Annotated in this window: 28 protein-coding genes; 18 read left to right on the top strand and 10 right to left on the bottom strand. The window is 63.4% G+C overall.

The features are described 5' to 3' along the window. Positions 1-63: 63 nt before the first annotated feature. The 7 genes from DXH78_RS04595 to DXH78_RS04625 form a co-directional block, all read right to left on the bottom strand. Positions 64-240, bottom strand: coding sequence for a DUF1328 domain-containing protein (locus DXH78_RS04595; RefSeq protein WP_115515952.1), 177 nt, complete (start codon positions 238-240; stop codon positions 64-66). A gap of 96 nt (positions 241-336) precedes the next feature. Beyond that, positions 337-1,824, bottom strand: coding sequence for a glutamine synthetase family protein (locus DXH78_RS04600; RefSeq protein ID WP_115515953.1), 1,488 nt, complete (start codon positions 1,822-1,824; stop codon positions 337-339). 126 nt (positions 1,825-1,950) lie between these two features. After that, positions 1,951-3,258 carry an aromatic ring-hydroxylating dioxygenase subunit alpha gene (locus DXH78_RS04605; RefSeq protein ID WP_115515954.1) on the bottom strand — a complete coding sequence of 436 codons (1,308 nt, stop codon included), beginning with the start codon at positions 3,256-3,258 and terminating at the stop codon, positions 1,951-1,953. A gap of 177 nt (positions 3,259-3,435) precedes the next feature. Then, positions 3,436-3,801: a hypothetical protein gene (locus DXH78_RS04610; protein WP_245416733.1), complete on the bottom strand. Its 366-nt coding sequence runs from the start codon at positions 3,799-3,801 to the stop codon at positions 3,436-3,438. A 224-nt stretch (positions 3,802-4,025) separates the two neighbouring features. After that, positions 4,026-4,889, bottom strand: a complete 864-nt coding sequence (locus DXH78_RS04615) for an MBL fold metallo-hydrolase (RefSeq protein WP_115515955.1) — start codon at positions 4,887-4,889, stop codon at positions 4,026-4,028. Positions 4,890-5,026: 137 nt separating this feature from the next. After that, entirely contained in the window at positions 5,027-6,010 is a 984-nt protein-coding gene (locus tag DXH78_RS04620; RefSeq protein ID WP_115515956.1) for an OmpH family outer membrane protein, read from the bottom strand. Between the two features lie 97 nt (positions 6,011-6,107). After that, the gene (locus DXH78_RS04625) at positions 6,108-7,109 is read right to left on the bottom strand and encodes an adenosine kinase (RefSeq protein WP_115515957.1); all 1,002 of its coding nucleotides are present in this window, start codon (positions 7,107-7,109) and stop codon (positions 6,108-6,110) included. Positions 7,110-7,468: 359 nt separating this feature from the next. Between DXH78_RS04625 and trpS the strand changes: the two genes are divergently transcribed. From trpS to DXH78_RS04670, 9 genes are all read left to right on the top strand, one after another. Next, positions 7,469-8,503, top strand: coding sequence for a tryptophan--tRNA ligase (trpS, locus tag DXH78_RS04630; protein ID WP_115515958.1), 1,035 nt, complete (start codon positions 7,469-7,471; stop codon positions 8,501-8,503). Between the two features lie 194 nt (positions 8,504-8,697). Beyond that, positions 8,698-9,192 carry a universal stress protein gene (locus DXH78_RS04635; protein WP_115515959.1) on the top strand — a complete coding sequence of 165 codons (495 nt, stop codon included), beginning with the start codon at positions 8,698-8,700 and terminating at the stop codon, positions 9,190-9,192. Positions 9,193-9,210: 18 nt separating this feature from the next. Then, a complete protein-coding gene (locus tag DXH78_RS04640) occupies positions 9,211-9,894 on the top strand; it encodes a helix-turn-helix transcriptional regulator (protein WP_115515960.1) in 684 nt (227 codons plus the stop codon). A 68-nt stretch (positions 9,895-9,962) separates the two neighbouring features. After that, positions 9,963-10,331 (top strand): VOC family protein, encoded by a 369-nt coding sequence (locus DXH78_RS04645; RefSeq protein ID WP_115515961.1) that lies wholly within the window; start codon positions 9,963-9,965, stop codon positions 10,329-10,331. A 96-nt stretch (positions 10,332-10,427) separates the two neighbouring features. Beyond that, positions 10,428-10,982 carry a NifU family protein gene (locus tag DXH78_RS04650; RefSeq protein ID WP_115515962.1) on the top strand — a complete coding sequence of 185 codons (555 nt, stop codon included), beginning with the start codon at positions 10,428-10,430 and terminating at the stop codon, positions 10,980-10,982. Positions 10,983-11,135: 153 nt separating this feature from the next. After that, positions 11,136-11,828 (top strand): tRNA (adenosine(37)-N6)-threonylcarbamoyltransferase complex dimerization subunit type 1 TsaB, encoded by a 693-nt coding sequence (tsaB, locus tag DXH78_RS04655; protein WP_115515963.1) that lies wholly within the window; start codon positions 11,136-11,138, stop codon positions 11,826-11,828. Beyond that, entirely contained in the window at positions 11,828-12,310 is a 483-nt protein-coding gene (locus tag DXH78_RS04660; RefSeq protein ID WP_115515964.1) for a GNAT family N-acetyltransferase, read from the top strand. The genes tsaB and DXH78_RS04660 overlap by 1 nt, the downstream gene beginning before the upstream one ends. A 12-nt stretch (positions 12,311-12,322) precedes the next feature. Next, positions 12,323-12,808, top strand: a complete 486-nt coding sequence (locus tag DXH78_RS04665; RefSeq protein WP_115515965.1) for a Fur family transcriptional regulator — start codon at positions 12,323-12,325, stop codon at positions 12,806-12,808. A 3-nt stretch (positions 12,809-12,811) separates the two neighbouring features. After that, positions 12,812-13,612 carry a lysophospholipid acyltransferase family protein gene (locus tag DXH78_RS04670; protein WP_245416734.1) on the top strand — a complete coding sequence of 267 codons (801 nt, stop codon included), beginning with the start codon at positions 12,812-12,814 and terminating at the stop codon, positions 13,610-13,612. 6 nt (positions 13,613-13,618) lie between these two features. Here the strand turns inward: DXH78_RS04670 and DXH78_RS04675 are convergent, their stop codons facing one another. Both DXH78_RS04675 and DXH78_RS04680 read right to left on the bottom strand, forming a co-directional pair. Beyond that, positions 13,619-14,359 carry an RES family NAD+ phosphorylase gene (locus tag DXH78_RS04675; RefSeq protein ID WP_115515966.1) on the bottom strand — a complete coding sequence of 247 codons (741 nt, stop codon included), beginning with the start codon at positions 14,357-14,359 and terminating at the stop codon, positions 13,619-13,621. Beyond that, entirely contained in the window at positions 14,334-14,729 is a 396-nt protein-coding gene (locus DXH78_RS04680; protein WP_115515967.1) for an MbcA/ParS/Xre antitoxin family protein, read from the bottom strand. The genes DXH78_RS04675 and DXH78_RS04680 overlap by 26 nt, the downstream gene beginning before the upstream one ends. A 193-nt stretch (positions 14,730-14,922) precedes the next feature. Between DXH78_RS04680 and miaB the strand changes: the two genes are divergently transcribed. The 8 genes from miaB (at position 14,923) to trmB (ending at position 23,612) form a co-directional block, all read left to right on the top strand. Further along, positions 14,923-16,320 (top strand): tRNA (N6-isopentenyl adenosine(37)-C2)-methylthiotransferase MiaB, encoded by a 1,398-nt coding sequence (gene miaB / locus DXH78_RS04685; RefSeq protein ID WP_115515968.1) that lies wholly within the window; start codon positions 14,923-14,925, stop codon positions 16,318-16,320. 8 nt (positions 16,321-16,328) lie between these two features. Then, positions 16,329-17,360: a PhoH family protein gene (locus DXH78_RS04690; protein ID WP_245416735.1), complete on the top strand. Its 1,032-nt coding sequence runs from the start codon at positions 16,329-16,331 to the stop codon at positions 17,358-17,360. Next, entirely contained in the window at positions 17,357-17,851 is a 495-nt protein-coding gene (gene ybeY, locus DXH78_RS04695; RefSeq protein WP_115515970.1) for an rRNA maturation RNase YbeY, read from the top strand. The genes DXH78_RS04690 and ybeY overlap by 4 nt, the downstream gene beginning before the upstream one ends. After that, the gene (locus DXH78_RS04700; RefSeq protein ID WP_115515971.1) at positions 17,851-18,975 is read left to right on the top strand and encodes a hemolysin family protein; all 1,125 of its coding nucleotides are present in this window, start codon (positions 17,851-17,853) and stop codon (positions 18,973-18,975) included. The genes ybeY and DXH78_RS04700 overlap by 1 nt, the downstream gene beginning before the upstream one ends. After that, positions 18,944-20,575 carry an apolipoprotein N-acyltransferase gene (lnt, locus tag DXH78_RS04705; protein WP_115515972.1) on the top strand — a complete coding sequence of 544 codons (1,632 nt, stop codon included), beginning with the start codon at positions 18,944-18,946 and terminating at the stop codon, positions 20,573-20,575. The genes DXH78_RS04700 and lnt overlap by 32 nt, the downstream gene beginning before the upstream one ends. Before the next feature lie 220 nt (positions 20,576-20,795). After that, complete coding sequence (locus DXH78_RS04710) at positions 20,796-21,203, top strand: helix-turn-helix domain-containing protein (protein WP_115517722.1); 408 nt, start codon at positions 20,796-20,798, stop codon at positions 21,201-21,203. 264 nt (positions 21,204-21,467) lie between these two features. After that, a complete protein-coding gene (metK, locus tag DXH78_RS04715) occupies positions 21,468-22,742 on the top strand; it encodes a methionine adenosyltransferase (RefSeq protein ID WP_115517723.1) in 1,275 nt (424 codons plus the stop codon). A gap of 171 nt (positions 22,743-22,913) precedes the next feature. Further along, positions 22,914-23,612: a tRNA (guanosine(46)-N7)-methyltransferase TrmB gene (gene trmB / locus DXH78_RS04720; RefSeq protein ID WP_115515973.1), complete on the top strand. Its 699-nt coding sequence runs from the start codon at positions 22,914-22,916 to the stop codon at positions 23,610-23,612. A 141-nt stretch (positions 23,613-23,753) separates the two neighbouring features. Here trmB and DXH78_RS04725 read toward each other — a convergent pair whose 3' ends face one another. Then, a complete protein-coding gene (locus DXH78_RS04725) occupies positions 23,754-24,833 on the bottom strand; it encodes a DUF2336 domain-containing protein (protein WP_115515974.1) in 1,080 nt (359 codons plus the stop codon). A 233-nt stretch (positions 24,834-25,066) separates the two neighbouring features. Between DXH78_RS04725 and rimP the strand changes: the two genes are divergently transcribed. Next, positions 25,067-25,738 carry a ribosome maturation factor RimP gene (gene rimP / locus DXH78_RS04730; RefSeq protein WP_115515975.1) on the top strand — a complete coding sequence of 224 codons (672 nt, stop codon included), beginning with the start codon at positions 25,067-25,069 and terminating at the stop codon, positions 25,736-25,738. The last annotated feature ends 22 nt before the right edge of the window (positions 25,739-25,760 follow it).

Here is a 25,760-nt window from a genome sequence, read left to right on the forward strand (position 1 = left end):
GGGGCGTCGTAAGTAATTGATTTCATTAGATAGTAGTAGGATCGTGCCGTACCAGGCACACCATCATGAAGTCAGTTTGGCGCCGATGGCCAGCCCGATGGCAACGGCGCCGACGAACAGCACCAGGAAGATACCGGCCAGCCATTTGGCGATGGTCGCCGCAGCTTCCTCGACGCCGCTGAAACCGAACAGGCCGGCGACGATGGCGATGATGAGAAAAATGAAAGCCCACTTGAGCATGGCGCCCCTCGTCATTCACGGTTGCCAGTCAAACGACGACCAACCCGTTCGAGTTCCATTGCGCCAACATTACGCTGCGACTCCGTTCCGGTGAAGTCAGAACAGATCGAGGTATTCGCGCTGCTCCCAAGGAGTGACCAGTAGCGGGTCGGCGGCGTGGGCAGGCTCTTCCTTCTCGAAACGCTCGCGCTCGGCGTCCTTGATATGGGTGTAGTAGTCGATGAAGCCGGCGCCGAAATTCCGGCGGAAGACATCATCCGCCCGCAACGCAGTGACCGCCTCGCCCAGCGACTTCGGCAGCAGCGCGGCCGCGGTTTCATATGGCGTATCGGCGGAAGCGCCAGGATCGATCCGGTTCGCGATACCGTCGAGACCGGCGTAGATCTGCGACGCCATATAGAGATAAGGATTCGCCGACGGTTCGCCGACGCGGTTCTCCAAATGCATCGATGACGCCCCGGCATCGCCAAGCAGCCGCATCATCACACCGCGATTGTCGCGCGCCCAGATGGCGCGGTCCGGCGCCAGCGAATAAGACCGGTAGCGCTTGTAGCCGTTGACTGTCGGCGTGGTGAAGGCCGCCGCGGCACGGGCGTGGATTAAAAGACCGCCGAGATAGTACTGGCCGAGACCGGACAGGCCATCGGGATCGACGAAGGCGTTCCGCTTCGATTTACGCTCGATCAGCGACTGATGCAGATGCCAGCCGCTCGACATCACGTTGGGCAGGCCAGGCCGGCACATGAAGCTGGCAAGATAGCCATGGCGCCGCGCGATCTGCTTCACCGCCGCGCGAAACAGGATCATCGTATCGGCTGCTTCCAGACCTGTCTGGGGACGGAAGGTGAATTCAATCTGGCTCGGCCCCAGTTCCAGCTCGACCGAGCGCAGCGGCAGCCCGAGCTGCTCAATGCCATGGCGCAGGATTTCGACCGCCGGATCGACCATGTCGAAGCGGGACTCGGTGAGATACTGGTAGCCTTGGCTGAGCAGGCTGACCTGCGGCGCCTGTGGCGGCCACGTCGCCGCTTCCGGTGTCAGCTTCGCATCGTCGAGCTTGAACAGATGAAACTCGACCTCGAGTCCGGCGAGGAAATCGTAGCCGGCCTTGGCAAGCGAGGTGAGCGCGTCGCGATAGATGGCGCGCGTCGAGAACGGCACCGGCGCGCCATTGGCAAAATAGATGTCGCACAACATCCAGCCGGTCTTGTTCGCCCACGGCAGCACGCGGAACGTCGTCGGATCGGCGATCATGACGAAATCGGCGCCGCCCTGCATCTCGGCCATGCCGAAGCCGCCGCCGGCGGTAAACACCGGAAACACGCTTTTATGCGCGGTATCCTTGGCCAAGAGCGTCGAGGTCATATTGACGCCGTTCTGCATGGCGCTGGCGGCTTCGGCCGCCACCAGCGTCTTGCCGCGCAGCACGCCGTGCTGATCGGCGAACGAGAAGCGAACCACCTCGAGCTTGTTCGCCTTGATGGCGCGCTCGACCTCGGCCGCCGCCTTCGCTTGCGTATCCGACCACAGGCCATGACGGGAGACGAAGGCGCCCGGTAATGTGTGAGATTTACGCGGCGGCATCGCACACCGTCATTCCGGGGCGCCCCGTCAGGGCCGGACCCGGAATCCAGATGCAAACTCCGCGTACTCGTCTGGATTCCGGGTTCACGCCTTCAGCGTGCCCCGGAATGACTGGCCATCGCATTCTCATGCCTTCCAGCTCATCGCTTCGCGCTTTTGCGCTTCGGAACGCTGGTAATAGCCCTTCCAGTCATCGACCGGGCCGATGCCATCGATGGCCAGCGGACCGGTAATGCTGGCCGCTTCTTTCTCGTCAACGACAAGGATCGGCTTCTCACCCTTGCCGGATTTTTCGAGCGACTGTCGCAACAGCTTGCGATAGGCGATGATTGCCTTGTCCGACGTGCCGAGATGTTCCTGCGTGCGGTCCTGGATCGTGCCCATGGATTCGCAAGCCCACTGGTCATGCACGTTGATGTCGGCGCCCATGCCGGTATAGGTCTCGCTCTCCTGTTCGTGCGGATCGAAACCGTAGTCGTTGCTCTTGTTGCGGTTCGGGATGTAGTCCGGCAACTGATAGAGCTCGAGGCGCTGGTTGCGCATCGTATCTTTATCCACCGCCTTACCGAACGACGTGAAGATCGCATACCAATAGTGCTTGGTATCGTCGATCGGCACATGCCACTGCGAGATCGTCATCTCGCGACTCATTGGAATCATGAAGGCGTTGGGGAAGACGAGATTGGTGACGCGCACATGGGTGGAGGCGTCGCTGATCTGCCGCAGCGTCACGATGCGGAAACCGTAATCCGTTTCATCGACCTCGATACGCGGCCGCGTGACCTCGCGCATGATCTGCGTCATCGGCATGTCCGCGTCCTTGGTGTTATCGCGGAACATCTTGCCGTAGCCCTTCGTCGGGTCTTCGTCGTGGAAGAAGCGATGCAGGAACGAGGTGTGAACCGGATCGATGCCGACTTCGAGCGACTGCAGCCAGTTGCAATCGATCATGCCCTTGAACGCGAAAGTGTGGCTGTCGGGCGCAACGAAACAGTCGAAATGCGGAAAGGCCGGCGGCTCGCCATCGCCGAGATACGCGAACAGAATGCCGCTCTTCTCGACCACCGGATAAGCCTTCTGTTTGATATTGGCGCAGAGATTGCTGTTGTCCGGTTCGGCCGGCGTTTCGAGGCATTTGCCGTTCACATCGAACAGCCAGCCATGAAAGGCGCAGCGCAGGCCGCCGTTCTCAAGGCGGCCGAAAGCGAGATCCGTGCCGCGGTGCGGGCAGTGGCGGCCGACGAGGCCGTAGCGGCCCTGGTCGTCCTTGAAGATCACGAGGTCTTCGCCGAATAGCCGCACCGGCTTGATCGGGCGATTGCCCTTGAGCTCGTCCACCAACGCCGCGGGCTGCCAATACTGCCGCATCAGACGTCCGGCCGGCGTGCCCGGTCCGGTGCGGGTGATGAGATCGTTCTGTTCGGCGCTCAGCATGGTGGCTTCCCCTCGTGTCTTTTGCGTCCGCAGCCGGCGTCGCGAAGGTTCGCGCGCCGACCGTCGATTTCGCTTTGGACTTATTCGATCACAGACCGGGGAAATGAAAAAGAGATCCGGCCATGAAAAAGCCGGCGCTAAGGCCGGCTTTTCTCGACGTCGGAATTATCTTTCGTATCAGCTGGCGCGGACGGCGATGCCATGATCGAGGCGACGACGCCAGGCGCTCTGGCGCAGGCTCGTCAGGCTTCTCGCGGCCGTCTTGGCCTCGGCGCGGCTCGCCGTGGCATAAGTGCGATATTCGAGATCGTTGACGCGCGACACCAAAGGCTGCTTGCCGAACAGGCGGGCGAAAGCGCTGACGCCGCCATTCACCTTGAGTTCGGAGATCGCATTGGCAACGTTGCTGGTGGAGCCGAAAGCGACAACGCGGCCCGTCATCGTATGCCGCACTTCATAGACGCCCGGCCCGATCGGCGCTTCAACGACGCCGCCCGATTGTGCATCGGGGAACCGCTTCCACGCACTCCAACTCTGTACCATCTTCGTAAGCCCTTACCCGGGAGAAATCCGTATTCAGAACGCACGACGTAAGCATTAGTTGCGCGCGGTCAACTCGGGGATGTTGATAAATACCTGCTATGCGCCGCTGTTTAGCCCAGTCGGCCGTCACATCCGCGTGACGGCGGTCACAGATTTGCGTTTTTACGGGACAGACCGACGCCGCTTGAGGCATGCCCGTAAAATAAGCAACGCCAACGAACCGGCTAACGTCCCGGCATCACTAAGATTTTAGGCTTTATTGGCAATGTCGTCTTGGAAATGACCGTCGATGGTATTTCCAGCACTTCGATCTCCCATTCCTGGCGCATGCGCGTGAGGAAGCGGTCGAGCGAGTGCCCGCTGAAGTAGTGCATCGGGATCAGCAGCGGCGCTTTCAGCGCGTGCAGCACCTCGATCATGCCATCGAGATCGAGCGTGTAACTGCCATCGACGGGCACCATCACCACATCGACGCGGCCCATCTCATCGAGCTGCGCCTGCGTCAGCGTGTGATGCAGATGACCCAGATGCGCGATGCACAGATTGGCGATTTCGAAAATGAAAATCGAATTGCCATGACGCTCGGTTTCGCCACCGCCCCAGGTGCGGATGTTGGTCGGCACGTTGCGCACGCGCACGTCCTTGAAGGTCATGTCGATGCGCGCGGGCCGCTCCTGACCGGCCCAGCCACGCAACACATGAGGAATACGCGGATCGGGACGATCGGTGTAATGCGTCGAATGGGCATGGTTCATCGTGATGATGTCCGGCAGCACATTCGGACGAATGTAGTCGTTGTAGTCCGTGGCGATGCGGACGAGCTGCGGACTTTCAAGCAGGAAAGTCGCGTGGCCGACAAAAGTGATGCGCACCTGATCGGCCGCCAGCGCGGCGAGCTGCAGCAACGCCGGATCGAACGAGGCGCGGCGGAACACCGGCGAACGTGACGCCACCAGCCCCGGGCAGTTCTCACGCATTTCCGGCTTGGCCGGCTGCGCCGGAGAGGCGCCTTGCGCCAGGGCCTGACCGCTGAAACCGGCGGCCAATCCTGCCGCGAGCAGCGCGATCCTCAGAGTCGTGCTTCCCATGTCCGACCGACCATGTCTCACCGACCGCACTCATCCGGCAGCGGGAAATCTGACACGGTTCGGACAAGGCCGCCACCGGCCTCACGGTAAAATGAAGCGGCGGTTGGTCGCCAGTGGACGCAGGTTCTTCGCCGCGATCAGAAGGAGCGGCGGTCCTGCATCGACACGATGATGCCCTTGGGGGTCGTCACCACCCAGCGGCCGTCGAGGCGACGGATCGATTCCACCGGCCCGAGGCCGGGCAGCGGCGCACCAGGAACCACCTGATAAATGTCGCCGTAACGGCCCTCGACATAGACATAGCCATTGCGCGCACCGCGCACCGACCAGTCGCTCACGACGGGCAGGCGCGGCGCCTGGCTCTGCGCCATCGCAGCACGCGGCGCCGGCTTCGGCGTCGGCACATCGGCAAAGATCGCCGACGGTGCGGCGGGCATTGTCTGCGGCGGCGAGATCGAGCCGGTGACGTCGGCCTGATCTTTCTTCAAGCGCTCGTTGATACGCTCATTGATCTTGTCGCTGATCCTCTTTTCGAGGCTCGCGGTCTGCGTCTGCGTCGTCTTGGTGGAGGCTTCGAGACTGGCTTTCAGCGTCGTCAGCTCCTTGGCCATTTTGGCCATGGACTGCTGCATCACCTTCTTTTCTTCCTGAGCGGCTACATCGACTTTCGGCGCATCGTTGAAACGGCCGATGGCATAGGTGCCGGCGATGGCGCCAAAGCCGGCGGCAAGTGTCACCGCCGCGGCAAGCCGCATGGCGCGCCAGTGGCGCGGCTTGAGAAATGCGCGCGGGCGCGGTTCTTCAACCTCAAGCGGTTCGAACGGTGGTGCCTCGCTGAAGTTGCGCGGCACCAGCACCAGCGCATTGAGCGCCTCGCGCCGGGCGGTTTCGACTTCCGGCTCGGCCTTCGGTTCGATCTTTTCTTCTTCGATGGCGACCGGCTCGCTCACGGCCGGCGAGATCGACGGCGAGTCGACCTCGGGCAGATCGCCCGGGATCTTCGCATTCGTCTTGGCCGTCGCCTCGGCCGTTGGCTCAGCGCCGGCGGCAGGCGGCAACAGGCCGCGATCGTCACCCTTATGTTCGAAATCTTTGCGCTCGAACTCGTTGGGGTCGGCCATGGGATTGCTCCGGGCAGGTGTTCACCAATCGGTAACCCTTCATGGTTACCAATTGGTTACCGGAGCATTCAGGAAGCAGTGCAGCTCGGCCGCAGGCCTACAGAACGAGGCCGTTTTCCGCCGCCAGTGCCTGCAGCGACACTGCCGGGCGGGCGCCCATGTGCTGGATGACCTCGGACGCCGCCAGCGCGCCCAGCTTCGCCGACGTCTTGTTGTCCTTGCCGCGCGCGAGGCCGGAAAGGAAGCCGGCGGCGAACAGATCGCCCGCGCCCGTCACATCGACCACATTGGCAACGCGCATGGCCTCGACCGCTTCGGTGCGGTCCGGCGTCACCACCACGCAACCCTTTTCGCTGCGCGTCACCACGGCCAACTTCGCATCCTTCTGCAACGCCACCGCGGCGGTCGCGAAATCGGACGTCTGGTAAAGGCTATGCAGCTCGTGCTCGTTGGCGAACACAATGTCGACGGTGCCCTTGCGAATCAGATCGAGGAATTCGCCGCGATAGCGATCGACGCAGAACGAGTCCGACAACGTGAGCGCGACCTTGCGGCCGGCCTTGTGCGCGATGCCCGCAGCCTTGACGAAGGCTTCCTTGGCGTGCGGCGGATCCCACAGATAGCCTTCGAGATAGACGACCGCGGCTGCCGCGATCATGTCCTCGTCGATATCGGCAGGCGTCAGGTCCTGCGCGGCGCCGAGATAAGTGTTCATGGTGCGCTCGCCATCCGGCGTCACCATGATGTAGCAGCGCGCCGTCGAGGGGCCGTGGGTTGCCGGCTTGGTCTCGAAAGCGACGCGCGCAGCGCGGATATCGTGCGCAAAGGCCTTCCCGAGCGGGTCGTCCTTCACCTTGCCGACGAAGGCCGCCTTGCAGCCGAAGGACGCGACACCGACGATCGTGTTGGCCGCGGAGCCGCCCGAGGCTTCCGTCGCCGGGCCCATGGCGTCGTAGATCTTGGCGGCGCGCGCCTCGTCGATCAGCGCCATGCCGCCTTTGTGCATCCCCTGCGCTACCAGGAAATCGTCCTCGGCGCGGGCAATCACGTCGACAATGGCGTTGCCGATGCCGAGAACGTCGTAGCGGGGAGCGGTCATGCGATACCTCGTTTGATAAAATCGCGCGCACTATAGCGGCGGGTGACGAGGTGGCAATGCGTGGGCGAGCGGCGGGCCGCTAGTGCGGCGGGGGCAGCCTGTTCAGCACTTCCAGACTCCACCACAGGAAGTAGCCGCCGATCAGGATGCCGAGGGCCACCTTCACCAGCTGGATGATCAGTTCGTCTTTTGTCATCTGAATTCCTTCCGATCGCAGCCGCGCCGCCTGTAACCTCGCCCCGTCGAAGCGGCGCGCCCCGTTTGATAATCCTCTGCGCCGCCTTGGCAACCCGGCCGGGGTTGCGCCCCAAACGCCGTTATGCGATGTGGCCCGCCATAATCTGCCCGGAGCAAGGTCCATGTCGTTCAAGGAATTGGTGTTTTCCGGCGTGCAGCCGACTGGCAATTTGCACCTCGGCAACTACCTCGGCGCCATCACGAAATTCGTGACGCTGCAGGAGACCCACGACTGCATCTATTGCGTCGTCGACATGCATGCGATCACGGTATGGCAGGACCCGGCGGAGCTGACCCGCAACACCCGCGAAGTCACCGCGGCCTTCATCGCCGCCGGCATCGACCCGAAGAAAAACATCGTCTTCAACCAAAGCCAGGTGACCGGGCACGCCGAGCTCGCCTGGGTGTTCAACTGCGTCGCCCGCATGGGCTGGCTCAACCGCATGACGCAGTTCAAGGAAAAGGCGGGCAAGGACCGCGAGAACGCGTCGGTCGGCCTCTACGTTTATCCGAACCTGATGGCGGCCGACATTCTCGTCTATCGCGCCACGCATGTGCCGGTCGGCGAAGACCAGAAGCAGCACCTCGAACTGGCGCGCGATATCGCGCAGAAATTCAACAACGACTACGGCGATTCGATTCGCGGCCGCGGCTTCGGCGACGTGTTCTTTCCGCTGCCGGAGCCGATCATCCAGGGCCCGGCGACGCGCGTCATGAGCCTGCGCGATGGCTCGAAGAAGATGTCGAAGTCGGAGCCGTCCGATTACTCGCGCATCAACCTCACCGACGATGCCGACGCCATCGCGCAGAAGATCCGCAAGGCCAAGACCGACCCGGAGCCTCTGCCGAGCGAATTGAAAGGGCTGGAGTCGCGGCCCGAAGCCGACAACCTCGTCGGTATCTTCGCCGCGCTCGATCACAAGACCAAGGCCGACGTGCTGCGCGACTACGGCGGCGCGCAGTTCTCGAACTTCAAATCGGCGCTGGTCGATCTCGCAGTGACCAAGCTCGGACCGATCGGCGGCGAAATGAAGAAGCTGGTGCAGGACCCGGCGCATATCGACGCCATCCTCGCCGACGGCTCGGAACGCGCCGCGAAAATCGCCGACGAAAACATGAAAGCCGTCAAGGATATCGTCGGCTTCGTGCGGCGATAACAGCCGGCCGCCATATACGCTGCGTAAAATGCGAGCAATACCGCAAACAAGCCAGGCTTGTGGTGCGATGGCGCGGCATGGCAGCATGAGAGGCTTGTGCGTCCGACATTGAGCCATACACAAGAGCCTAAACGTCCTTGTGTCTCCGACATCCACTTTGCCGACATTTGTCGGCGAACGCGTAAGGAGCCCCGATGCCGAAGAAGCGCCGCAGCAACGAGGCCGGCCACAAACGCAAATACCTGCTGATCATCGACGACTCGGAAGAATGCGACCGTGCGGTGTTCTGGGCCGCCTCGCGCGCCGGCCGCACCGGCTCGCAGATCGTCATGCTGCGCGTCATCGATACCAGCGAACGCAGCCAGCAATGGCTGGGTGTCGCCGACATCATGAAAGCGGAGGCGATGGAAGCGGCCAATGCCACGCTCGACCGATTCGGCGCCATGGTGAAGAAGATCACCGACGCTGTACCCGACCGCGTTATCCGCGAAGGCGCCGTCAACGATGAGATTCTCAAGTTGATCGAAGAGGATGCCGACATCGGCATTCTCGTGCTGGCCGCCGGCACCGGCAAGGAAGGCCCCGGCCCCTTGATCTCCGGCCTGTCGAAAACGGCGGCGACCTTCCCCATCCCGATCGCCATTGTGCCGGGCTCGCTCAGTGACGAAGAACTGGAGGCGATGGCGTAACACCCAGCGCAACACTCTTTGTCCCGCGCCGTCCGCCTTCTCGATCTCGTGCAACTGCTCCGCCGTCGCCGCCATCCGGTGCGCGGCGAGGTGCTGGCGCGCGAACTCGGCATCAGCCTGCGGACACTCTATCGCGACATCGCCAGCTTGCAGGCGCAGGGCGCACCGATCGAAGGCGAGCCGGGCTTGGGCTATGTGTTGCGGCCCGGCTTCACACTGCCGCCACTGATGTTCAACGAAGATGAAGTCGAAGCTCTCATGCTCGGCTCGCACTGGGTCTCGGAGAACAGCGACCCACGGCTAGCGCAGGCGGCGATGGACGTGGCGGCGAAAGTCGCGGCTGTTTTGCCGCCGGATAAGCGTGAACTGTTCGACAATCCGGGCTTGCTGATCGTGCGTCGCGGCAGCGGCGCTAACGACAACCTTGCGCCGATCCGCGAAGCGATCCGCAAGGAGCGCAAACTGAAGATCGACTACAACGATGTCGGCCGCTCGCCGAGCAGCCGCGCCATCTGGCCTTTCGCCGTCGGCTTTTTCGAACAGGCCCGCGTGGTCGCGGCCTGGTGCGAGCTGCGCCAGGACTACCGGCATTTTCGTATCGACCGCATTGTCCGTCTTACCGAAACCGATATCCGCTATCCAAAGCGGCGGGCGGTCCTTCTCAAAGACTGGCGCAAGCAAATGGGCATCGCGTCCCGCTGACGCACGCTACTGACAGAAACTGACAGGGCCGGCGTGTAACTCCTGGGCCTCAACAGGAGAAACAAGCCATGCTAACATTCGGATTGATCGTATTGTATGTGAAGGACGTCGCCGCCAGCACGGCGTTTTATCGGGATCTGCTCGGCGCCGCGCCGGTTGAATCCTCGGCCAATTTCGCGATGTTTCCGATGCCGCCCGTGATGCTCGGCCTCTGGAACCGCGACGAGGTCAAGCCCACGCCGTCCGGCAGCTCCGGCGCTCTGGAAATCGACTTCCGCGTCGCCGATGCCCAGGCAGTCCGCGACACCCATGCCGACTGGGCAAAACGAGACCTCAAGATCGCCCAGCCGCCGGTGCAAATGGATTTCGGCTATAGCTTCGTCGCTCTGGACCCTGACGGGCACCGCCTGCGCGTTATGGCCCCCAACCGGTCCTGAAAGCCTGTTTCGGGTCCGGTTGACCGGCTCTCCCAAACCTCCCATGTATGGTGTGTCCGCCGGGCCTTGAACCCGGCGGGATGGGAGATTTGAGCCATGTTTATCCAGACCGAATCGACGCCGAACCCGGCAACGTTGAAATTCCTGCCCGGCAAGCCGGTGCTCAAACAGGGCACGCTCGACATGCCGACGCGCGAGGCCGCCGCACAGTCGCCGCTGGCCGGGAAACTGTTCGATATTCCGAATGTCGGGGGCGTGTTCTTCGGCGCCGACTTCATCTCGGTGACCAAGACGGACGGCGACTGGCAGCAGATGAAGCCGGCAATTCTCGGCGCCATCATGGAGCACTACATGTCGGGCGCGCCGATCGTGGCCAACGAGGCTGCGGCCGCCGACGATGACGAATTCTTCGACGCCGCCGATACCGAGACGGTCGCAACCATCAAGGACCTGATCGAGACGCGCGTGCGCCCGGCCGTGGCCGGCGACGGCGGCGACATCACCTTCCGCGGCTTCAAGGAAGGCGTCGTATTCCTGCAGATGAAGGGCGCCTGCTCGGGCTGCCCATCCTCGACGGCGACTTTGCAGCACGGCATCCAGAACCTGCTCCGGCATTTCGTGCCGGAAGTGACGGAAGTCCGGCCGATTTAACCCGCCACCCCTGTCATGCCCCGCGCCAAGGCGCGAAGCGCGTCTTTTCGCTGGTGCGGGGCATCCAGTATTCCCGGCGCTTAAGATATAGTCGCCCCGACAAACGTTTACTGGATCGCCCGCCTTCGCGGGCGATGACACTGCCGGTTCAGCATGCACATTCTCGCCATCGATACCGCGCTTGAGGCGTGCTCCGTCGTCCTGATGAACGGCGACGCTGTCGTGGCGCGTGAGCATCAAGCGATGGCGCGCGGCCATGCCGAGGCGCTGATGCCGATGATCGAGCGCCTGCGCGAAACCGCTTCGCTCGATTTCGCCACGCTCGACCGCATCGCCGTGACCGTCGGCCCCGGCAGTTTCACCGGCTTGCGTGTCGGTATTGCTGCAGCGCGCGGTATCGGCCTCGCCGCCGGCAATCCGGTCGTCGGCGTCACCACGCTCGGCGCCTATGCTGCGCCGCTGATTGCGGCGGATACTTCGACGCCCGTGGTCGCCGCCATCGATGCGCGGCACCATCACGTTTATCTTCAGGCCTTCGACGGCGACGGTACGACGCGCATCAAGCCGGCCTACCTGTCCATTGCGGACGCCGCGCGCCGCATCGCGCCGTTCATACCGCGGCTGGTTGGCAATGCCGCGCAGCTCCTCGCGGCCGCGTGGCCTGACGACGAACCCTCGCCGGTCGCGGTCGAGCAGCAGGCCGCGCCGTCGATCGACTGGGTGGCCCGACTCGGCACCGTGGTCGATCCGGCTTCGGCGCCGCCCAAGCCGTTCTATCTCAAGGCGCCGGACGCGCAGCCGCAGGCCACAACGGCGCAAGTGCCAATTCAGGCGGCGCGGCCGTGATGTCGTGGCTCAAGCGGCTGCTCGGGCGCGGCGTGCCGCATATCGCGCCGGCGCACCTGCGCGACGCTTCCGGCATCGCCGCCCTGCATGCCGCCTCGTTTCACCGCGGCTGGAGCGATGAGGAGGTCGAAAATCTGCTGCTCGATCCCCAGGTGCTGGCGCACAGCCTGCGCGTCGGCGGCACTTTCGCCGGCTTCGTCATGTCGCGCTCGGCCGCCGACGAGGCCGAAATCCTGTCGATCGCGGTGACACGCCGCTCTCAGGGCCGCGGTCTGGCGCGCCAGATGCTGGATCTGCACATGCGGCGGCTCGCCGCGCTCGGTGTGAAAACGCTGTTTCTGGAGGTTGCCGAAAACAATCGGCCGGCCATCGGCCTGTACCGCAAGGCCGGTTTTCGTGACGTGGCCAAACGGCCGAACTATTATCCCTTGCCCGAGGGCGGCACCGCCGCCGCCTTGGTGTTGCGGCGGGATATCGCGTAAACTCATTCGACAATGACGACGGACAGCAAAACCAAACCCGGGCTGATCGCGTCGGCGCCCAACCGAGGCGTCGGCGGCAAGCCGAATATCGAAGCGCTCTGCGCGGCCAAGGGCATGCGCATGACCGAGCAACGCCGCGTCATCGCGCGGGTGCTCGCCGACGCCGAGGACCATCCCGACGTTGAGGAACTGTACCGGCGCTGCGCCAAGGTCGACGATCGCATCTCGATCTCGACCGTGTATCGCACCGTGAAGCTGTTCGAGGATTCCGGCATCATCGAGCGCCACGATTTCCGCGAAGGCCGCGCCCGCTACGAAACCAGCTCGGAAACGCACCACGACCATCTCATCAATCTGCGCACCGGCGAGGTGATCGAATTCCAGTCCGAGGAGATCGAGCGCCTGCAGGCCGAAGTGGCGCGCAAGCTCGGCTACAAGCTGGTCGATCACCGGCTTGAGCTCTATGCCGTGCCGCTCAAGGACGACAAGAACAGCTAGCCAATGTTGTATCCGCTGTTCGTCGCAATTTTCTTCTTCACCATGACGCCGCTGGTCATCGCGCTCCAGTGGACCATCGGCAAGCTCGGCCTGCCCGGCTGGGGCACGGTCGCCTCCGGCTATTACGCCGTGCTGTGCAAGCTGCTGCGCTTCAAGATCCGCATCGTCGGCGAGCCGATTCGCGACCGCGCCGTGCTGTTCGTGTCCAACCACGTATCGTGGGCCGACATTCTGGTCATCGGCTCGATCGCGCCGATCGCCTTCGTCTCCAAGGCCGAGGTCGGCAACTGGCCGCTGGTCGGGCCCACGGCGCGGCTGCAGCGCACCGTGTTCGTCGATCGCACGCGCCGCCAGCAGACCGGCGACGCCATCGCCGACATGGTGCAGCGCCTCGAATCCGACATCTCGGTGGTGCTGTTCGCCGAGGGCACCTCGAATGACGGCAACCGCGTGCTGCCCTTCCGTTCGGCGCTGATCGGCGCGGTGCGTGAGGCCGCCTCCCGCGCCGAAACCGGAATCATTATCCAGCCGATGTCGATCTGCTACACCGCGATCCATGGCATCCCGATGGGTCGCCAGCACCGGCCGCTCATCGCCTGGTACGGCGATCTCGATTTCCTGCCGCACTTCAAGGCGTTTCTGCGCCGCGGCGTCATCGACGTGGTGGTGAGCTATGGCGAGCCGATCGCCGCCGATGCCTCGACCGACCGCAAGAAGCTCGCCCGGCAACTCGAAGGCGCCGTGCGCGGTCTCACCACATCGACACTGCTCGGCCGGCCACGGCCGCTGCATGCCGGGCGCTGACGGCCCTCACGGCAAGTCGATCCAGCGCTCGAGGCTGTAGTCGAAGTAGCGCCGCACCCGCGCGCCGTCCCATTCGTATTGCAGGTGGCGCTCCTGAACCGGAATGCCCACCACATCCGGCCAGAATGCCGCCACGCATTCAAAGCCTGAGCGGCGGACGCTCGGATAGACAAAGCCATCGGCTCCGGCGTCACGGCGCGTCACCGCATAAGGCTGGCTCCGCGCATAACTGGCGTCGTCGAGCAGCCCGGCTTTGACGTCATCGCCGAGCGCGGCGATGTCGTCGAATGCGCGATCGACCGCGCCGACCAGCACGCGCATGTCCTCGCGGCGTGCCGGGTCGCCGGCATCTGCGGCGAAGAGGGCGAAGTGATAGACCGTTTCGGCGATCGCGGTCTCCAGCGTATCGGCGGCGTAATAGACGCCGAATGTGCCGTCCGAGAATCGCGAGCCGCGTTTGTCGATGTGCGTGAAGGCCGCCATCACCCATGAAGCATTGGCGCCCGACACGCGGCGCTCCGGCGGCACCAGACTGATCTCGCCTGTCTCGTCGCGCAGCCGGGGATTGGTCATCTGCTCGAGCGCGATGAGCGCGTCCCAGACTTTGGGATCGTCCGACACGCGCTCAAACAGATCGATGGGCGGAAAGCGCGAGGCGATGATGCGCCATGCCTTCGGCCAGACGACGTGGCGTCTTGGAACGTCAGGTCCAGGGAGCACTTCAAGACCAGGGAGATCTTGCGGCATCAATGTAGTCCCGGACCGCGGCGAGGTCGGTCACATCGCCCGCCGCCATCCGCGCCAAAGGTGTCTGGCCGCCGAAGGCGCGGTTCGGCCGGTTGACCCAGGAGTCGGCGAGTTGCGGATCGGAATAGACGATCTGCAGCGCCTTCCAGATGCCGGCGACGTAACCGATGCGGCGCAAAGTATCGTTCGGCAGGCGCGCGACCTTGCCCTTCTTCCATTCGAAGAAGGTGCGTTCCGGCGGCGCCCCCAGCACAGCCCGCATCACGGCGTTGTCGGCGCCCCAGCGATTCATGATGCCGACGAAGCCCTGCAGGGCAAGATCATGCGCCTCCACTGGAAGGGCGCTCGCTTTATGCGGATTTGCATTCATTTATTAAAATCCTGCATATTTGCAGAATATAGTCTAAAGCCCTGAATTGCAAGGTGGTTCCCGGCCCGCTACATAGGCCTGCCCTCGCTGGGCCGACAGCCTCTTGAAATTACTCGCTAAATCAGCGCGTCAGGGGGTGGGCGACAAACCTGGTACGGACCGGCTAGAATGGCGCTCGCTTTAAAGAACCGGCATGAACAGACCGCGCAAAGTCCACGTCAAATCCTTCGGCTGCCAGATGAACGTCTACGATTCGCATCGTATGGCGGACACGCTTGCGCCTGAGGGTTACGTCGAGACGCAGCTTCCGGCCGAGGCCGATCTCATCATTCTCAACACCTGCCACATCCGCGAAAAGGCGGTCGACAAGGTCTATTCCGAAATCGGCCGCATGCGCGAACTGAAAGACCAGGCCGAACGCGAAGGCCGTCGCATGCTGATCGCAGTCGCCGGCTGCGTGGCGCAGGCCGAAGGCGAAGAGATCGTGCGCCGCACCGATTCGGTCGATGTCGTCGTCGGCTCGCAGAATTATCACAAGCTGCCGGCGCTGATCGCCCGCGCACGCGACGGCGAAAAGATCGTCGACACCGAATTTCCGCTCGAGGACAAGTTCGACGCGCTGGCGCAACCGTCGCCGCAGGCCATCGCCAAGCGCGGCATCTCGTCTTTCGTCACGGTGCAGGAAGGCTGCGATAAATTCTGCACCTTCTGCGTCGTGCCTTATACGCGCGGCGCCGAAATCTCGCGGCCGGTCGCCAAGGTGCTGGCCGACGTCGAGCGGCTTGCCGCCAATGGTGTGCGCGAAATCTCGCTGATCGGGCAGAACGTCAATGCCTATCACGGCGTCGATGCAAACGGCGACGCGGTAACGCTCGGCGCGCTGATGCGCCGGATCGCCAAGGTGCCGGGCATCGCGCGGCTGCGCTACATGACCAGCCATCCGCGCGACATGCTCTCGCCGGTCTGCGACGATCTCATCGCCGCGCATGGCGATCTTCCCGAGCTGATGCCTTACGTGCATCTGCCGGTGCAGGCCGGCTCCGACCGCGTTCTTGCGGCGATGAACCGCAAGCACACCCGCAAGGAATACATGACCGCGATCACGCGCCTGAAGAATGCGCGTCCGGATATCGCCTTCACTTCGGACTTCATCGTCGGCTTTCCGGGCGAAACGGAAGAGGACTTCCGCGAGACCTTGGCCTTGGCGGAAGAGGTCAATTTCGCCACCGCCTACACCTTCATGTATTCGGCGCGGCCCGGCACGCCGGCCGCCAAGCTCGAAGACCAGGTTCCCGACGCCGAGAAATACGAGCGTCTGCAACGGCTGCAGGACCTGATTACCCGGCAGTGGCGGGCCTTCAATGGCTCTTTTGCTGGCAAAAGCATGGAAATTCTTCTCGAAAAGCCCGGAAAACTGACTGGGCAACTGGTCGGCCGCTCCCCATATCTCCAATCGGTCCATGTCATGGCGAAGCCGTCTCTGATCGGCCAGATCGTGCCGGTCAGCATTACCGATATCGGGACCAACACCTTGTTCGCCGAACTCGCGAACGCGACGCGCGGGCCGGCATTGGCCAGTCTGGGAGCTTGAGGACAACTTTGCGCACACCGGATCCCGTGATCCCCGCCGCCGCCGTTTCCGATGAAACGGCCACGACGCAGGTCGTGCTCGCTTTCGAGGACAACAAACTCGCATCGGTGCTGTTCGGCCAGTACGGCCAGAACCTGGCGCTGGTCGAACGCAAGCTCGGCGTGAAAGCCGACTCGCGCGGCAACCACGTCACGCTGGAAGGCTCGCGCAGCGGCGTCGAACAGGCGCGGCGCGTACTCGAAGGTCTCTACGAGCAGATCAAGCGCGGTCAGGACCTGTCATCGGGCGATGTCGAAGGCGCGATCCGCCAGGCCATCGCGCAGGGCTCGCTGTTTGATTTTGACTCAAGCCGGCCGCGCACCGCATTCGAGGAGATCAATCTGCGCAAGCGTCCTGTGCGCGCACGCACCGCCGCGCAGGATGCCTATATGCGCGCGCTCAAGCGCCATTCGCTGGTGTTCGGCATCGGCCCCGCCGGCACCGGCAAGACCTGGCTCGCCGTTGCGCAGGCGATCCAGATGTTTGAACGCAAGGAAGTCGATCGCATCATTCTGTCGCGTCCCGCCGTCGAAGCCGGCGAGCGCCTCGGCTTTCTGCCGGGCGACATGCGCGAGAAGGTCGATCCTTATCTCCGTCCGATCTACGACGCACTGCATGACCTCATGGACCCGCGCATCGTCGAGCGCGCGCTTGAGCAGGGCGACATCGAAATCGCCCCGCTCGCCTTCATGCGCGGCCGCACGCTCGCCAATGCCTGCGTCATCCTCGACGAAGCGCAGAACACGACCTCCATGCAGATGAAGATGTTTCTGACCCGCCTCGGCGAGAACAGCCGCATGATCGTGACTGGCGATCCGTCGCAGGTCGATTTGCCGAACGGTCAGGTCTCGGGGCTGGCCGAAGCGACGCGCCTGCTCAAGGGTGTCGAGGGCATCGGCATGGTCGAATTCGGCGCCGCCGACGTCATCCGCCACGAGCTGGTTCAGCGTATCGTCGAGGCCTACGATCGCCTCGGCACCGCGCGCGAGCCCCGGAAATGACCGCCGTCACCGCCGATATCGTGATCGAATCCGACCTCTGGGCGGCGGAGCCGCGCGCCGAAGCGACCGTCGGCGCTGCAATTTCAGCCGCCGCGGCACACTCAACACGCGGCGGCGAAGTCAGTATCCTGCTGTCCGATGATTCGGCTGTGCGCGACCTCAACCGGCAGTTTCGCGGGCTCGACAAGCCGACCAACGTGCTGTCGTTTCCGGCGGCCGATACGCCGGCGACGCAAGGTCATCTCGGCGATATCGTCATTGCCTATGAAACGCTGCGAAGGGAATGCGAAGCTGAAGACCGCTTGTTTATTCATCATCTCGCTCATTTGACCGCGCATGGGTTTCTTCACCTCATCGGCTACGATCATCAGACCGACGCCCAGGCGGACGAGATGGAAGCGCTCGAAAGCCGCATCATGACCGCGATGAACATGCCCGACCCTTGGCAGGATGCGCGCTCCGCGCGCGATCTCGAACACGGCGACGCGTAATGCCTGACAGCGACCCTACCAGTACCAACTTGCCGTTCGACGCGCGCAACCTGCCGGTCCCCGTGCCGGCCAAGCGCGAGAGCGACGGCAACTGGTTCCTGCGCCTGTTCCGCTCCGTGTTCGGCTCGCGCGCCAGCACCATGCGCGCCGATCTCAGCGACGTCCTCGACGCCATGACGCCCGGCGAATCCGGCTTCTCGCCGGAAGAAAGCCGGATGCTCAAGAACATCCTCGGCCTGCGCGAGCGCCGTGTGGTGGACGTCATGGTGCCGCGCGCCGACATCATCGCCGTGCAGCAGGACATCCAGCTCGGCGACCTCCTGATGGTGTTCGAGAAGGCCGGCCATTCGCGTCTCGTCATTTATAACGACACGCTCGACGATCCGGTCGGCATGGTCCACATCCGCGACCTCATCGGTTACATGACGACGCGCGCCACCATTGATCCCGCCAAGAATGCCAAGCGGCGCAAGCCGCTGCCGGCCGGGCTCGACCTCAAGGGCATCGATCTGGCGACACCGCTGACCGCGGCCCGGATCGTCCGCGAAGTGTTGTTCGTGCCGCCATCGGCGCGGGTGATGGACCTTCTGGCGCGGATGCAGGCCAAGCAAATCCATCTGGCGCTGGTCATCGATGAATATGGCGGCACCGACGGACTGATTTCGATCGAGGATATCGTCGAGCAGATCGTCGGCGAAATTGCCGACGAGCACGACGAAGACGACACCGCCGACATCGTGCGCCAGGCGGACGGCTCCTATGTCGCCGATGCCCGTGCCTCGCTCGAGGATGTTGTGGCCACGCTCGGCCAGGACTTCGTCGTCGAGGAGGATGTCGCCGACGAAGTCGACACCTTGGGCGGTTATCTGACCACGCGCGCCGGGCGCCTGCCGCTGCGCGGCGAACTGATTCCCGGCCCCGGCCTGTTTGAATTCGAAGTGCTCGATGCCGATCCGCGCCGCATCAAGCGCGTGCGCATCATGCGCCTGACCGAAAAACGCCAGAAGCCGCGGGAGTTGAAGAAGCGCGGCGAACCCGACGCCGTGCTCGCCGGCGTCGCGCCGCCGCAGCTCAACCTCGATGCTCCGCCGAATGACGCGGGCTCGCAGAACCCGCGGTCCTAGAATCTTGGCAGGCCCCGTCACCCGATTGGCCCACGCGATCGTGCTCGCCGATGGCTGGCGGCGCGCCGGCATTGCCCTGCTGGCGGGCGCGGCCTCGGCGCTCGCGATGGCGCCGCTCAATGCCTGGCCCATTCTTTTTGTCACGATCCCGGTTGCCGTCTGGCTGATCGACGGCTCGGCTTCGGGCCGCTGGAGCGGGGCCTGGTCGGCGGCGGTGGCAGGCTGGTGTTTCGGCTTCGGCTATTTCGTCGCCGGCGTTTACTGGGTCGGTTACGCGTTTCTCGTCGATGCCAAGACTTTCGGCTGGCTGTTGCCGGTCGCGGTGGCGGGACTGCCCGCTTATCTCGCGCTCTATACCGGCCTCGGCTTCGCGGCGGCGCGGCTCGTCTGGGTGCGGGGACCGCATCGGCTGCTGGCCTTGGCCATCGCGCTGTCGTGCGGCGAATGGCTGCGCGGCCATCTGCTCACCGGCTTTCCGTGGAATGCATTCGGTTATGCGCTGACGCAGCCTTTGGCGATGGCGCAAAGCGTGTCGCTGGTCGGCATTTGGGGGCTGACCTTTCTGGCGCTGCTGATCTTCGCGACGCCGGCGACGCTCGCCGACGATAGCGCCGATACGCGGCATCCTTATCGCCCGCTGGCGCTGGCGCTGGTCGCGCTCGCCGGGCTCTTCGCCTATGGCGCCGCGCGGCTGTCGATGCATCCGACGACCTACGTCAAGGATCTGAAGCTGCGCATCATGCAACCGAACCTGCAGCAGGACGCGCGCTTCAATTACGCCGCCAAGAACGAAGTGATGGCGCGCTATCTGACGCTGTCGGATCGCGCCACCGGACCGCAGTCGAATGGTGTGCGCGACGCCAACATTCTCATCTGGCCGGAATCGGCGTTCCCGTTCTTTCTGACGCGCGAACCGGACGCGCTGGCGCAGATCGTCAACCTCATCAGACCGGGCACGCGATTGATCACCGGCGCGGTGCGCCCGGGCAACGCCCCCGGCGCCAAAGGGCCGCGCGCCTACAACTCGGTTTATGTCATCGACCCCGATGGCTCGATCGGCGGCATTTACGACAAGCTGCACCTGGTGCCGTTCGGCGAATTTCTGCCTTTTCAGAGTTTCATGGAGCGGCTGGGCTTCCAGCAGCTGACCAAGGAAGTCGGCGGCTTTCTCACCGGCAGCCGCAGGCGCGCCATGGACGTGCCGGGCGCGCCGAAGATGTTGCCGCTGATCTGCTACGAAGCCGTGTTTCCGGATGAGGCCGTGCCAGCGGGCGAACGTCCCGGCTGGTTGATCAATCTCACCAATGACGGCTGGTTCGGAATCAGCAGCGGTCCCTACCAGCACTTCCACCAGGCGCGCGTGCTCGCGATTGCCGAGGGTCTGCCGATGGTTCGCGCCGCCAATACCGGTATCTCTGGCGTCATCGACCCGGTGGGCCGCGTGACCGCGTCGCTGCCGCTGGGCGTCGAAGGCGTCATCGACGCCAACCTGCCGCAGGCTCTGGGGCCGACAGTTTTTAGCAAATACGGAAACCTGCCATTTCTTCTATTCTTGATCATTACAACGCTATCACTAGGCAGACGCCGGTTTCGCGCCTAGATTGTAACTTGACGCTACCGCTGATTGTAGTTGCCGTGAATGCAAATTATTTTGTGAGTACCGAGAGGTACTTACAGATCAAATATGTAAAACCCATTGAAAGTAATAAGCTATTTTAAATTTGCGAGCGTTTCCGGTATCCGGCGCCATAAAATCATGGATTGCCTTGACGAACAGACCTGTGACATTACGCTCAGCGATGGTTTCATAGGAGATGTTTATGGCCAAGAAGGCGCCTAATCCGATCGACAAGCATGTCGGTTCGCGCGTGCGTATGCGCCGGATGATGCTGAGCATGAGCCAGGAGAAACTCGGCGACGCTCTTGGTCTCACCTTCCAGCAGGTGCAGAAATACGAGAAGGGTACTAATCGGATAGGCGCCAGCCGTTTGCAGGCGATCGCCAATATCCTGCAAGTTCCGGTTTCTTTCTTTTTCGAAGGCGCGCCGCACAGTCCTGGTGGCCCGGCGAGCACCGGCATGTCGGAAGCGCCGTCGCCGGCTTATGTGTCGGACTTCCTGGCCACCTCCGATGGCCTGTCCCTGACGAAGTCGTTCATGCGCATCAAGAGCTCCAAGCTTCGCCGTCGCATTGTCGATCTGGTCGAGCAGATCGCCGGCGACGAATAAGCAGCAGCCATCATCGCGGGCCGCTTTTACCTGATGACGAAGCGCAGGCCGCCTTACCGGCGGCCTTTGCTTTTGGGGCCGATGCGGGCGCAGGGACGTTTCCCCGCCGCCCCGCCACAAAGAACGACATTGCCCGTCTTGTTGGCTCGGCAACGCGGCTATTGCCCACGACAGCCCGCACCTTGACGTTGCGATTAGCCGCTGTAAGAACGGCCCCCCGATAGGCACCGGCGCGGCTCCCCCGCGCCCAAGGGGGAGATGAGCGTGGCTCACAAGAACTTTCTTTTTACCAGCGAGTCGGTTTCCGAAGGTCATCCGGACAAAGTCTGCGACCAGATTTCCGACGCTGTACTGGATGCCTTTCTTGCCAATGACGTGAAGCTCGGCATCTCCGACGACAGCGCGGTCAACACCCGTCTCGGCTGCGAAACGCTGGCCACGACCAACAAGATCGTCATCGCCGGTGAAGGCCGCGGCCAGGCGCCGTTCTTCCGCAAGCACGGCGACAAGGTCGTCGTCGATCGCGAATACATCACCCAGATCGCGCGCGATGTCGTCAAGGACATCGGCTACGACCAGGATGGCTTCTCCTATTACGGCGCCGACGTCGAAGTGCTGCTGCACGGCCAGTCGCCCGACATCGCGATGGGCGTCGATGCCAAGAAGAAAAAGAGCGGCGAAGAAGAAGGCGCCGGCGATCAAGGCATGATGTTCGGCTTCGCCTGCACCGAGAGCGAAGTCTACGAGAAGAACTCGTTCATGCCGGCGCCGATCTATTTCGCACACAAGATTCTCAAGTCGCTGGCCGACAAGCGCCACTCCAAGGCGCTGCCGGACCTGCAGCCGGACGCCAAGAGCCAGGTGACCGTGCGCTATGTCGACGGCAAGCCGGTCGGCTGCACCAAGGTGGTCGTTTCGACCCAGCACAATGAGCGCAGCCGCAACGGCAAGAAATATACGCCGGCCATGGTCAAGGACATGATCGAGCAGACCGTGACGCAGGCGCTGCCCAAAGGCTGGATGCCGGAGAAGTCGTCCGACTTCCTCGTCAACCCGACCGGCAACTTCGTCATCGGCGGTCCGGACGGCGACTGCGGTCTCACCGGCCGTAAGATCATCGTCGACACCTACGGCGGTTACGCCCCGCATGGCGGCGGCGCCTTCTCCGGCAAGGATCCGACCAAGGTCGATCGTTCGGCCGCTTACGCCGCGCGCTACCTCGCCAAGAACGTGGTCGCGGCCGGTCTTGCCGAGCGCTGCACCATTCAGGTCGCTTACGCCATCGGCGTCGCCGATCCGATGTCGCTGCTGGTCGACACCCACGGCACCGGCAAGGTCGATGAGAAGAAGCTGGAGAAGATCCTGCCGCAGCTCTTCCGCCTGACGCCGACCAACATCCGCCGCACGCTCAAGCTGAACAAGCCGATCTACCGCCGCACCGCTGCTTACGGCCACTTCGGCCGGGCGCCGGAAAAGGACGGCGGCTTCTCGTGGGAGAAGATCGATCTTGCCGCGCAGCTCAAGTCGGCGTTCAAGTGACCGGCTGCTGAGCGGGTATCCAGCTTTAAGGATTTAAAGGCCGGGCTCTTGCCCGGCCTTTTGCTTGTTACGTGATGTTTTCTGTTGTCATGCCCCGCGAAAGCGGGGCATCCAGTACCCACGAACGCCCGCGATTACTGGATCGTCCGCTTGCGCGGACGATGATGCATTATGAGCAACGACCGCGACGACGACATTCCCCAGCGCGCCTTCTTCGGCCGGCGCAAGGGCCACCCCTTGCGCGCGCGGCAGTCGGAGCTGTTCGACGAATTGCTGCCAAAGCTCGCGCTCGATCTGAGCAAGCCCGCGCCCGACCTTTCGACCTTGTTTCCGCACGCGCCGAAAACTTTGCGCCTCGAGATCGGCTTCGGCGGCGGCGAGCATCTGATCGCGCAGGCGATGGCGCATCCCGAGCAAGGCTTCATCGGCGCCGACGGCTTTCTCAACGCGGTCGGCAAATTGCTCGTCGCCATCGACGACGAAGACCTCACCAACATCCGCGTCTTCCACGGCGACGCCACGGACCTTCTCGACTGGCTGCCGGCCGGCGCTTTCACGCGCATCGATCTGCTTTATCCCGACCCGTGGCCGAAGCGGCGACAATGGAAGCGGCGCTTCATCCAGGATGAAAGCCTGCCGCGCATCGCACGGCTCCTGAAGAGCGGCGGCGAACTGCGCTTCGCCACCGACATTCCGAGCTACATGACCTATGCGCTGACGCGCATCGCGCGCTCGAACGATTTTGTCTGGACCGCCGAGCGGGCCGACGACTGGCGCAAGCCGTGGGATGGCTGGACCCGCACGCGCTATGAGGCGAAGGCGGTGCGCGAGGGAAGAACGCCGGCGTATTTTGTTTTTAGGCGACGCTAACTTGTCCCGGGCGCAGCGCAGCACGTCTTCGTGGTGCGCTGCTGAACCGGGACCATCTCGAATTCGGAGTCTGCGAAGGCCCCGGTTCTGCACAGCGTCACGCGCAAGAGCGCGCGCCGCTGTGCGCCCGGGGCAAGAGAATTACTCCCCAGTCCCCTGCCTGACCTGCCAGAAGCGCACGACGCGCTGGGCGGTCGGGCCGGTAAGCCGCTCGAAATTCTCGTGCGCGGCGTCGATCACCTGCTGCGACGGCTTGGGACCCGGGCGCGCGTTGATCACCGCCTTCACCGTCGGCCAGCCGAAATTGACCGAGCGCGCCAGAATGAGCACGGGGTCGGCGCGTTCGCCATTCATCAGACGATCGACGACTTCGACCGGCACGGCACAGATCGTCGACAGCGCCGCGATCGTCTCTTCGTATTTGCCGTTCTCGGCATAGTTGGCGACGTCGGCTTCGGTGAGCTTGCGCTCCTTGTGCAGCGTGCGCACCGCGGCCATGGCGGCGGTGTAGTTGCGCGGCGCCGCCTTGGCGCCGACTTCGTCGGTGACCTTGGCGAGAATCTTGCGGATCTCTGCCTGCGTCTCGGGCCGCGCGGCGGCCAGCAGACGTTTCTGCACGACCTCGCTCGCCTGCAGCAAAAGCTGGCGGAACAGGCGCGGCGGAATGTCGGTGCGCTTGCCGACCTTTTCGGCGAGATCGCCATCTTTCTGGGCGCGGCTGATCAGATTGGTGAAGGCGCCCTCGGACAGGCTGGCGCCGGTATTGGTGGCGATGCTGTGCGCAACGTCGCGGTCGCCGCGCTTGACCAGAACATCCGACACCACTTCGGAAAGCTGCCGGCGCGACGCCATCGCCAGCAAATGCGCCTGGCTTTTCGTTTCGGCAATCGCAACCAGGTCGGGATCGGACAAAGGTCCGGATTTGAGAACCGGGCCCGCGACATCGATGTCGTCATTTTTGGCGAGCGTGACGACCACGCCCACCGGCGCGTTATCGACATGAGCCAGGCGACGCGCCAGTTCGGCCAGCGCCTTGGCCTCGATCTCGGCGATCAGGCAGCCGATAACGTCGTCGAACAGGGCGACATGGTGATCGTTGAAGCTGGAAGCGCCGTCGAGAAATAGGGTCGTGATGCGTCGCAGCGTCTCGGCCCGCTTTTCGGCGGAGCCGTGCTGGACGACCTCTTCCAACTCGGGAAGCAGGGAGGCAGGAGCAGCCATCACGCAATACCTAATCGGCGCAGCTAATGACCCCGCGCGGCGCTTTAACCAATCGTAAGGGCAAGTCGTGAAGGAAGCGTTAGTCTTGCCGGTCGGCAGCCGCCCTTGCACAAGGCTGGAAATTCGCTATATTTCGGCTGTCAATCAATACACCCTCAAAACCAAATCAGGTTCTGAGAGTGGGTCCCCCGGGGCCCGCTCTTTTTCCGTTACAGGCATAGCGTCGATACCAGATGGCCTTGGGCGAACGCGACGAAAACCAGGTTTCCAGCGCGGAACCGGCTTCAGCCGGCGACGAGCCGCGCCTGATTGTCGAGACCGGCCTGCCGGCCCGGGTTGCCGCCATCGCCGATCCGGTGGTCGAGCAACTCGGCTATCGCCTTGTTCGGATTAGGGTTTCTTCCGGGGAAGAATGCACGATCCAGATCATGGCCGAGCGCCCGGACGGCACCATGACGGTGGATGACTGCGAAGCGATTTCGCGGGCTCTGTCGCCGGTTTTCGACGTCAATGAGCCCATCGACCGCGCCTACCGGCTGGAGATTTCCTCGCCCGGTATCGACCGGCCCCTGGTCCGCCGCTCGGATTTCGAGCGCTATGCCGGGCACCTGTTGAAGGTCGAAATGGAAGTGCCGGTCGGCGGCCGCAAACGCTTTCGCGGCATTCTCGACGGCGTCGAGGGCGACAATGCCCGCCTGACACGAGACGACCCCAAAGCGGGGGAAGACCCGGCAGTGCTGCTGCCGATCACGGATATGGACGAAGCAAAGCTTGTCCTCACCGATGAACTGGTGAGCGAGGCCTTGCGCGCCGAGAAGGCCGCCAAGCGCGAACTGCGCGAGGCGAAAAAGGAACAACGGCGTCTGAAGCAGGCCAAGAAGGCCGCCAAGACCGCCGCTCGATAAAACACGAGAGAAGGAGACAGAG

The sequence above is a fragment of the Undibacter mobilis genome (genome assembly GCF_003367195.1).
In the GTDB taxonomy this organism is placed as follows: Bacteria; Pseudomonadota; Alphaproteobacteria; order Rhizobiales; family Xanthobacteraceae; genus Pseudolabrys; species Pseudolabrys mobilis.

Bases quoted from the DNA above. Each gene is read 5' to 3' on its own strand.
- trpS (WP_115515958.1), top strand. From the start codon at position 7,469: ATGTCGTTCAAGGAATTGGTGTTTTCCGGCGTGCAGCCGACTGGCAAT.
- lnt (WP_115515972.1), top strand. From the start codon at position 18,944: ATGACGCGGGCTCGCAGAACCCGCGGTCCTAGAATCTTGGCAGGCCCC.
- trmB (WP_115515973.1), top strand. From the start codon at position 22,914: ATGAGCAACGACCGCGACGACGACATTCCCCAGCGCGCCTTCTTCGGC.
- DXH78_RS04595 (WP_115515952.1), bottom strand. From the start codon at position 240: ATGCTCAAGTGGGCTTTCATTTTTCTCATCATCGCCATCGTCGCCGGC.
- DXH78_RS04600 (WP_115515953.1), bottom strand. From the start codon at position 1,824: ATGCCGCCGCGTAAATCTCACACATTACCGGGCGCCTTCGTCTCCCGT.
- DXH78_RS04660 (WP_115515964.1), top strand. From the start codon at position 11,828: ATGTCGTGGCTCAAGCGGCTGCTCGGGCGCGGCGTGCCGCATATCGCG.
- DXH78_RS04680 (WP_115515967.1), bottom strand. From the start codon at position 14,729: ATGAATGCAAATCCGCATAAAGCGAGCGCCCTTCCAGTGGAGGCGCAT.
- DXH78_RS04615 (WP_115515955.1), bottom strand. From the start codon at position 4,889: ATGGGAAGCACGACTCTGAGGATCGCGCTGCTCGCGGCAGGATTGGCC.
- DXH78_RS04645 (WP_115515961.1), top strand. From the start codon at position 9,963: ATGCTAACATTCGGATTGATCGTATTGTATGTGAAGGACGTCGCCGCC.
- rimP (WP_115515975.1), top strand. From the start codon at position 25,067: ATGGCCTTGGGCGAACGCGACGAAAACCAGGTTTCCAGCGCGGAACCG.
- DXH78_RS04625 (WP_115515957.1), bottom strand. From the start codon at position 7,109: ATGACCGCTCCCCGCTACGACGTTCTCGGCATCGGCAACGCCATTGTC.
- DXH78_RS04665 (WP_115515965.1), top strand. From the start codon at position 12,323: ATGACGACGGACAGCAAAACCAAACCCGGGCTGATCGCGTCGGCGCCC.
- DXH78_RS04610 (WP_245416733.1), bottom strand. From the start codon at position 3,801: ATGGTACAGAGTTGGAGTGCGTGGAAGCGGTTCCCCGATGCACAATCG.
- DXH78_RS04605 (WP_115515954.1), bottom strand. From the start codon at position 3,258: ATGCTGAGCGCCGAACAGAACGATCTCATCACCCGCACCGGACCGGGC.
- DXH78_RS04725 (WP_115515974.1), bottom strand. From the start codon at position 24,833: ATGGCTGCTCCTGCCTCCCTGCTTCCCGAGTTGGAAGAGGTCGTCCAG.
- DXH78_RS04675 (WP_115515966.1), bottom strand. From the start codon at position 14,359: ATGCCGCAAGATCTCCCTGGTCTTGAAGTGCTCCCTGGACCTGACGTT.
- DXH78_RS04635 (WP_115515959.1), top strand. From the start codon at position 8,698: ATGCCGAAGAAGCGCCGCAGCAACGAGGCCGGCCACAAACGCAAATAC.
- DXH78_RS04670 (WP_245416734.1), top strand. From the start codon at position 12,812: ATGTTGTATCCGCTGTTCGTCGCAATTTTCTTCTTCACCATGACGCCG.
- DXH78_RS04710 (WP_115517722.1), top strand. From the start codon at position 20,796: ATGGCCAAGAAGGCGCCTAATCCGATCGACAAGCATGTCGGTTCGCGC.
- tsaB (WP_115515963.1), top strand. From the start codon at position 11,136: ATGCACATTCTCGCCATCGATACCGCGCTTGAGGCGTGCTCCGTCGTC.
- DXH78_RS04650 (WP_115515962.1), top strand. From the start codon at position 10,428: ATGTTTATCCAGACCGAATCGACGCCGAACCCGGCAACGTTGAAATTC.
- DXH78_RS04700 (WP_115515971.1), top strand. From the start codon at position 17,851: ATGCCTGACAGCGACCCTACCAGTACCAACTTGCCGTTCGACGCGCGC.
- miaB (WP_115515968.1), top strand. From the start codon at position 14,923: ATGAACAGACCGCGCAAAGTCCACGTCAAATCCTTCGGCTGCCAGATG.
- ybeY (WP_115515970.1), top strand. From the start codon at position 17,357: ATGACCGCCGTCACCGCCGATATCGTGATCGAATCCGACCTCTGGGCG.
- DXH78_RS04620 (WP_115515956.1), bottom strand. From the start codon at position 6,010: ATGGCCGACCCCAACGAGTTCGAGCGCAAAGATTTCGAACATAAGGGT.